The organism is Candidatus Rokuibacteriota bacterium (genome assembly GCA_030647435.1).
In the GTDB taxonomy this organism is placed as follows: domain Bacteria; phylum Methylomirabilota; class Methylomirabilia; order Rokubacteriales; family CSP1-6; genus AR37.
Map to the genome: position 1 here is coordinate 1 of JAUSJX010000003.1, position 5,995 is coordinate 5,995.

Below are 5,995 nucleotides of genomic sequence, written 5' to 3' on the forward strand. Positions count from 1 at the left end.
CATGTCGGAGGAGCAGAAGAAGACCTTCAGCGAGCGGCTCGACTGCGACTTCTCCTACGGTATCGCGGGGCTCGCCCGCTTCCGCATCAACGTCTTCAGGCAGCGCGCGAGCGTCGCCGTCGCGTTCCGGCGCATCCCCTACCTGATTCCGGCGGTGGAGCAGCTCGGGCTTCCTCCCGGGGTGCTGGATCTGCTCAAGCTGAAGCGCGGGCTCGTCCTGGTGACGGGCGCCACGGGTCAGGGAAAGTCGACGACCTTGGCCTCGCTCCTCGACCGCATGAACCAGGAGCGACAGCTCCACATCGTCACGCTCGAGGACCCGGTCGAGTACCTCTTCCAGCACAAGTCGAGCATCGTCGTGCAGCGGGAAGTCGGCATCGACACGCTCTCGTTCGCCAGCGCGCTCCGCGCCTCCCTCCGGGAGGACCCCGACGTGATCCTGGTCGGCGAGATGCGCGACGTGCCCACGATCGAGTCGGCGCTGACGGCGGCGGAGACGGGCCATCTCGTCTTTGCCACGCTGCACACGAAGACGCCGGCCCAGGGTATCGACCGCATCGTGGACGTCTTCCCGCCCCACCAGCAGCAGCAGGCGCGCGTCCAGCTCGCCAACGTGCTCCACGCCGTCGTGACCCAGCAGCTCATCCCGCGCAGGGACGGCGATGGTATCGCGCTGGCCATGGAGATGCTCATGGTCAGCCCTGCGATCCGCAACCTGATTCGCGAGGGCAAGACCTTCCAGATCCAGTCGCTGCTCCAGACGGGCGCCTCCTCCGGCATGCTGACGATGGAGAACTCGCTCAAGGGCCTCGTCGAGAAGGGATGGATCAGCGCCGACGACGCCATCGAGCACTGCTTCGATCCCAAGGAAATGGCCCGCCTCCTTGGCCGGCGCTAGCCGGCAAAGCACCCGGGCCAGCCCGTGGTGAATGGCGCTGCCTGGGGCGCCGCCCTCCTCGTTTCAGCTCTCGCGTTTCTTCCCTTCCTACCTACGCTCGGCGGCCAGTTCCTCAATTGGGACGACAACATCAACTTCCTCACGAACCCCGGTTTTCGGGGTCTGGGCTGGACCCAACTTCGGTGGATGGCGACCACAACGCTTCTCGGACACTGGATCCCGCTCACCTGGCTCAGCCTGGGAGTGAACTACGCACTCGGTGGGCTCGACCCCTGGGGGTACCACCTCGGCAATCTCCTGTTGCATGCCGCCAACGCCGCGGTGCTATGCGTCATCGCGAGGCGCCTGCTGGCCGCGGCCTGGGGTGCGGCTGCGCCGGCCCCCGCGATCCTGGGGGGCGCCGTCTGTGCGGCGCTGCTCTTCGCGGTGCACCCGCTGCGGGTCGAGTCGGTGGCCTGGGTGACGGAGCGGCGTCGGTTGGGATTGCTTCACGTCGACCAGGGACGCTACGCGGATGCAATTCCGCTCCTGCGGCGGGCGCTCGCGCTCGACCCCCGCTTCCCGCTCGTGCGCAAGGACTTGGTGCTGGCGCTTCGAAAGCGGGCCGCCGAGCTTGAGGCGACGGGGGACCGGCGGGAGGCAGCCGGGCTGCTGAGGGAGGCGACGGATCTTCTGGCGCACGACCCCGGCGCGCCCGGGCCGACGAGCGCGCGAGAGCCGGCCGTCGGGTCGGACACCGGCCGGTCCGGCCGGTGAACACGGAGCGAATCGCGGGTCGACCGCTCGTCCTTCCCGTCCTCGTGTTCACGGTCGCGTTCGTCGCCTTTCTTCCGGGTCTCAGCGGACAGTTCCTCGACTGGGACGACGGCGGCAATTTCCTCCGGAACCCGAACTTCCGGGGCCTCGGCTGGAGCAACCTCCGCTGGATGTTCACGACGACGCTGATGGGGCACTGGATCCCGCTCACGTGGCTGACGCTCGGGGCGAACTACGTGATCGGGGGGATGGCGCCGTGGGGCTATCACCTGGGCAATGTGTTGTTACACGCGGCCAACGCGGTGGTGTTCTACGCCGTGGCGCGGCGGCTGCTGGCGGCGGGGGCGGGGGGGGAACGGGCGCAGGGAGCGGTGGCGTGGGGCGCGGCGGCGGCGGCGGCAGTGTTCGCGGTGCACCCGCTGCGGGTCGAGTCGGTGGCCTGGGTGACGGAGCGGCGCGACGTGCTGAGCGGGTTCTTCTTCCTGCTGGCGGTGCTGGGCTATCTCAAAGCAGTCGAGCGGGGGGCAGGCGGGCGGCTTGACTCGCGGTGGCGCGCGGTGTCGCTGGGGCTCTTCGCCGCCGCGCTCTCGTCCAAGGCCTCGACCATGATGCTGCCGGTGGCGCTGCTGGTGCTGGATGTCTATCCACTCCAGCGGCGCGGGGTGGGCGTCACGGTGCTCCTGCGGGAGAAGATCGGCTACTTCGTGCTGGCCGGGGTGGGGGCGGTGGTGGCGCTGGTGGCGGTGCGGCAGGGGGCGACGGTGACGGGCTACGCGGAGTACGGCGTCGGGGCGCGCGCGGTGATGACGCTGTATAGCCTGATGTTCTACCCGTGGAAGTTTCTGTGGCCGGTCGACCTGTCGCCGATGTACGAGCTGCCGGCGCGGGTCGAGCCGCTGGCGTGGCGGTTCCTGCTGCCGATGGTGGCGGTGCCGGTGATCACGACCGCGCTGCTCCTGCTGAGGCGGCGGTGGCCGGGGGGGCTCGCGGCGTGGGTGTATTCGGCGCTCCTGGTGCTGCCGGTGAGCGGGGCGGTGCACGCGGGGTATCAGCTGGCCCACGACCGGTACAGCTATCTCTCGGGGCTGGGCTTTGCGGTGCTGGCGGGCGCGGCAGTCGTGTGGGTCATCCGGGCGGGGGCGCGGGGCGTGCTGCGGCCGTGGCTCGAGGGAGTGGTGCTCGGGGCGATGGTGCTCATGGTGGCGACGCTGGGGGCGGGGGCCTGGCGGCAGAGCCGGGTGTGGCACGACTCCGAGACCCTCTGGCGCTGGGCTGCGGGCGTGGACCCGGCATGCATGGTCTGCCAGAGCAATTTGGGCAACCTGCTGCTCGAACAGGATCGTCTCGCCGAAGCGGAGACGGCCTTCCGCGCAGCGGTGACGGCGCGACCGGAGAGCGCGGGGCCGCGCAATAACCTGGGCGCGGTCCTCATCCGGCGCGGCCGATATGACGAGGCCGCCGCACAGTTCCGGGAAGCCATGCGGCTCGCACCCGACCGTATCGGCGGGGCCTTCAACCTGGGGTTGCTCTATGTCGTCCAGGGCAAGTTCGCGGAGGCGCTTCCCCTGCTCCGCCACGTTCTGGCTCAGCGGCCCGACCGCCCGGTCGCTCGGGCCGCCCTCTCGACGGCTCTCGTCAAGCGCGCCGACGAGCTTCGTCGCGAAGGGCGCCCCGGCGAGGCCGACTTGCTTGTGCGCGAGTCAGCGGCGCTCGCGCGGGACAGATCCCAGACCGAGGCTGTCCCCAAGGCTCCCCCTGGGTCCCGCTGAGACCCTGCTCCGGCCCGAGCGTCTCCGCTCCGGGGCGCTTGCGTTCGGGGGACTTTCCTGGTACTGAGTGGCCCACTCCCATGCGACTCAAGCGCGAGGCCGTGGAAGCGATGATGGCAGGGCGGCCCGCGGGCACGACCCTGGAAGAGGTGCTGGAGGTCTTCGAGGTCTTCGCCAGCGGCACCCTGGCCGACGAGGTCTACGTCCTGGACGACGTCAGCGGCAAGCGCATCGCCATCGCGCCCGCCGCGCTCCGGAACAAATACCGGAAGGAGTGACCCCCTATGAGCATCGTCACCGTCTCCCATGAGATCGGCGCGGGTGGCCCCGAGATCGGCCAGAAGGTGGCCGAGCGGCTGGGCCTGCACTACGTGGACCAGGAGCTCATCTCGGACGCCGCGCTGCGTTACGGTGTCCAGGAGGAAAAGCTCTCGAACCTCGACGAGTCCAAACCCTCGCTCTTCGAGCGCTTCGACGCCGAGACCCGGCGCTACATCACGGTGCTGCAGACGGCGCTCTTCGAGTTCGCCGAGAAGGACCGCGTGGTGCTCATGGGCCGCGCCGGCCAGTGGCTCCTGCGGGGCATCCCCCACGTGGTGCGCCTGCGGGTGATGGCGCCATTCGACCTGCGGGTCAAGCGCCTCGCCAAGAAGCTCTCCGGGCAGATGGGCGAGCAGACCAACCCGCGCACCGTGCAGGACATGGCGCGCCGGGACGACAGCGAGAAGCTCGGCCGCATGCGCTATCTGTACGAGGTGGATCTGCGCGATCCTTCGCTCTACGACATCGTGCTCAACATGGAGAAGCTGTCGATCGACGCCGCCGTGGAGCTCGTCGCCGGGGCGCTCCAGCGGCCGGAGCTCCAGACGACCCCCGCGGGGCAGCAGCTCGTCGCCGACCGGTCCCTGGCCTCGCAGGTCCAGGTGGCGCTGGCCACCAATCCCCAGACGCGCAAGTATCGCATCACGGTCGAGGCCCGGAGCGGGCTCGTCACGCTCGAGGGCACGGCGGCGATGGATGAAGCGGTCGAGGTGGCGCGCTCCGTCCGTGGTGTCCGCGAGGTCAAGACCCAGCAGGTGGACATCCCGCCCATCCCGCCCTTCGTTGCGTAGAGTCTTGGGCGTAGAGTCTTGGGCGTAGGGTCTTGGGCGTAGGGCCGGGGGCCTAGCTCTTCGGGGAGGCGCCGGCCGGACGCCGGGGGCCGTCGTCGGGCGCCTCCGCGACCGTCACGGGCAGCTCGATCTTCCGCTTCTTGCGCAGGATCTGCAGGACGACCTTGGTTCCGGCCCGGGTCTCCGCTGTCAACCGCTGGAAGTGGTGGTAGTCCTCGACCGGCGTCTTGTCGTAGGCGAGGATGACGTCGTTCTGCAGGAGTCCCGCCGCCGCCGCTGGCCCGCCCGGCATGGTGGAAGCCACGACGGCGCCCTGCTTCCCTGTGACGCCCAGGGAGTCGGCCAGCTCGGTCGACAGCGGCTGGAGCGACACGCCGAGCCACCCCCGCACCACCTTGCCCTTGTCCACGAGCTGGTCCACCACCCGCTTGACCATGTTGATCGGGATGGCGAAGCCGATGCCGATGGACCCGCCGCTCTGGGAGAAGATCGCCGTGTTGATGCCGATGACCTCGCCCTTGAGGTTCAAGAGCGGCCCGCCGGAGTTGCCCGGGTTGATGGAGGCGTCCGTCTGGATGAAGTTCTCGTACGTGGCGACCCCCACGTCCGAGCGTCCGGTGGCGCTGATCACGCCCACCGTGACCGTCTGATCGAGACCGAAGGGGTTGCCGATGGCGATCGCCCATTCCCCGACGCGGAGCGCTTCCGAATTCCCGAGGGTCGCGACCGTCAGCTCGTGGTCGGGCTGGAAGCGGATCACCGCCAGGTCCGTCTTGGAATCGGTGCCCAGGATCTGCCCGCGGTACTCGCGCTTGTCGGACAGCTTCACCGTGATCTCGTCGGCGCCCTTGACGACGTGGAAGTTGGTGAGAACGAGGCCGCGCTTGTCGAAGATCACGCCTGAGCCCAGGCCGGGACGGCGGAACTCCGAGCCGCTCGGCCCCTCGGGGCCGAAGAACTGCTTGAAGAAATCCTGGAAGAAGGGATCGTCCCGGCCCGACTGCGGACCGGGCGCGCGACGCGAGCGGGCCTTCTGGATGGTGCCGAGGTTGACCACCGCGGGGCGCACGTGCTCGGCGATGCCGACGAAACCCGCTTGCAGGCTCTCGGCCGAGGTCGCGCCCGGGGCCGGCCGCGGCGAGGCTCCGGAGCGCTCACCGGCCGTCGGGAAGACGCCGTGCAACACCCATCCCCCCCCGGCCGCGATGGCCACGAGGAGTGCGACCAGGGCTCCGGGCAAGAGAGAGCGGTTCATGGTTGGGGTACGGGCAGCGGATGATAGGCGCCGCCGTCGCGAGGTGTCAAGGAAGGGGGAGGCCTAGCTAGTTTCTGTCGCGAAACTCCCGAGGTTGGGGTGTCCCGCCAATATTTCGCGGCCTTCCGGGGCCCCACCGAGGCGGTTTCAGGGTCGCAAGGGCGCCCGAAGTGGCGTGGCGCGAGGTCGGGTGTCACGACTGGCC

Annotated in this window: 6 protein-coding genes; 5 read left to right on the forward strand and 1 reads right to left on the reverse strand. The window is 69.6% G+C overall.

Annotation, left to right across the window (positions count from 1 at the left end; translation table 11 throughout):
* The 5 genes from Q7W02_00170 to Q7W02_00190 form a co-directional block, all read left to right on the forward strand.
* Nucleotides 1-898 (forward strand): PilT/PilU family type 4a pilus ATPase (locus tag Q7W02_00170; protein MDO8474604.1); only part of this gene is annotated, 898 nt, incomplete at its 5' end.
* Nucleotides 899-922: 24 nt separating this feature from the next.
* Nucleotides 923-1,654: a tetratricopeptide repeat protein gene (locus tag Q7W02_00175; protein MDO8474605.1), complete on the forward strand. Its 732-nt coding sequence runs from the start codon at nucleotides 923-925 to the stop codon at nucleotides 1,652-1,654.
* Nucleotides 1,651-3,423, forward strand: coding sequence for a tetratricopeptide repeat protein (locus Q7W02_00180; protein MDO8474606.1), 1,773 nt, complete (start codon nucleotides 1,651-1,653; stop codon nucleotides 3,421-3,423). Before Q7W02_00175 ends, Q7W02_00180 begins: the two co-directional genes overlap by 4 nt.
* A gap of 80 nt (nucleotides 3,424-3,503) precedes the next feature.
* Nucleotides 3,504-3,701 carry a hypothetical protein gene (locus tag Q7W02_00185; protein MDO8474607.1) on the forward strand — a complete coding sequence of 66 codons (198 nt, stop codon included), beginning with the start codon at nucleotides 3,504-3,506 and terminating at the stop codon, nucleotides 3,699-3,701.
* Between the two features lie 6 nt (nucleotides 3,702-3,707).
* Nucleotides 3,708-4,535, forward strand: a complete 828-nt coding sequence (locus Q7W02_00190) for a cytidylate kinase family protein (protein MDO8474608.1) — start codon at nucleotides 3,708-3,710, stop codon at nucleotides 4,533-4,535.
* Nucleotides 4,536-4,587: 52 nt separating this feature from the next.
* Here the strand turns inward: Q7W02_00190 and Q7W02_00195 are convergent, their stop codons facing one another.
* Nucleotides 4,588-5,790, reverse strand: coding sequence for a Do family serine endopeptidase (locus Q7W02_00195; GenBank protein ID MDO8474609.1), 1,203 nt, complete (start codon nucleotides 5,788-5,790; stop codon nucleotides 4,588-4,590).
* Between the last annotated feature and the right edge of the window lie 205 nt (nucleotides 5,791-5,995).

Bases quoted from the DNA above. Each gene is read 5' to 3' on its own strand.
- Q7W02_00185 (MDO8474607.1), top strand. From the start codon at position 3,504: ATGCGACTCAAGCGCGAGGCCGTGGAAGCGATGATGGCAGGGCGGCCC.
- Q7W02_00190 (MDO8474608.1), top strand. From the start codon at position 3,708: ATGAGCATCGTCACCGTCTCCCATGAGATCGGCGCGGGTGGCCCCGAG.
- Q7W02_00195 (MDO8474609.1), bottom strand. From the start codon at position 5,790: ATGAACCGCTCTCTCTTGCCCGGAGCCCTGGTCGCACTCCTCGTGGCC.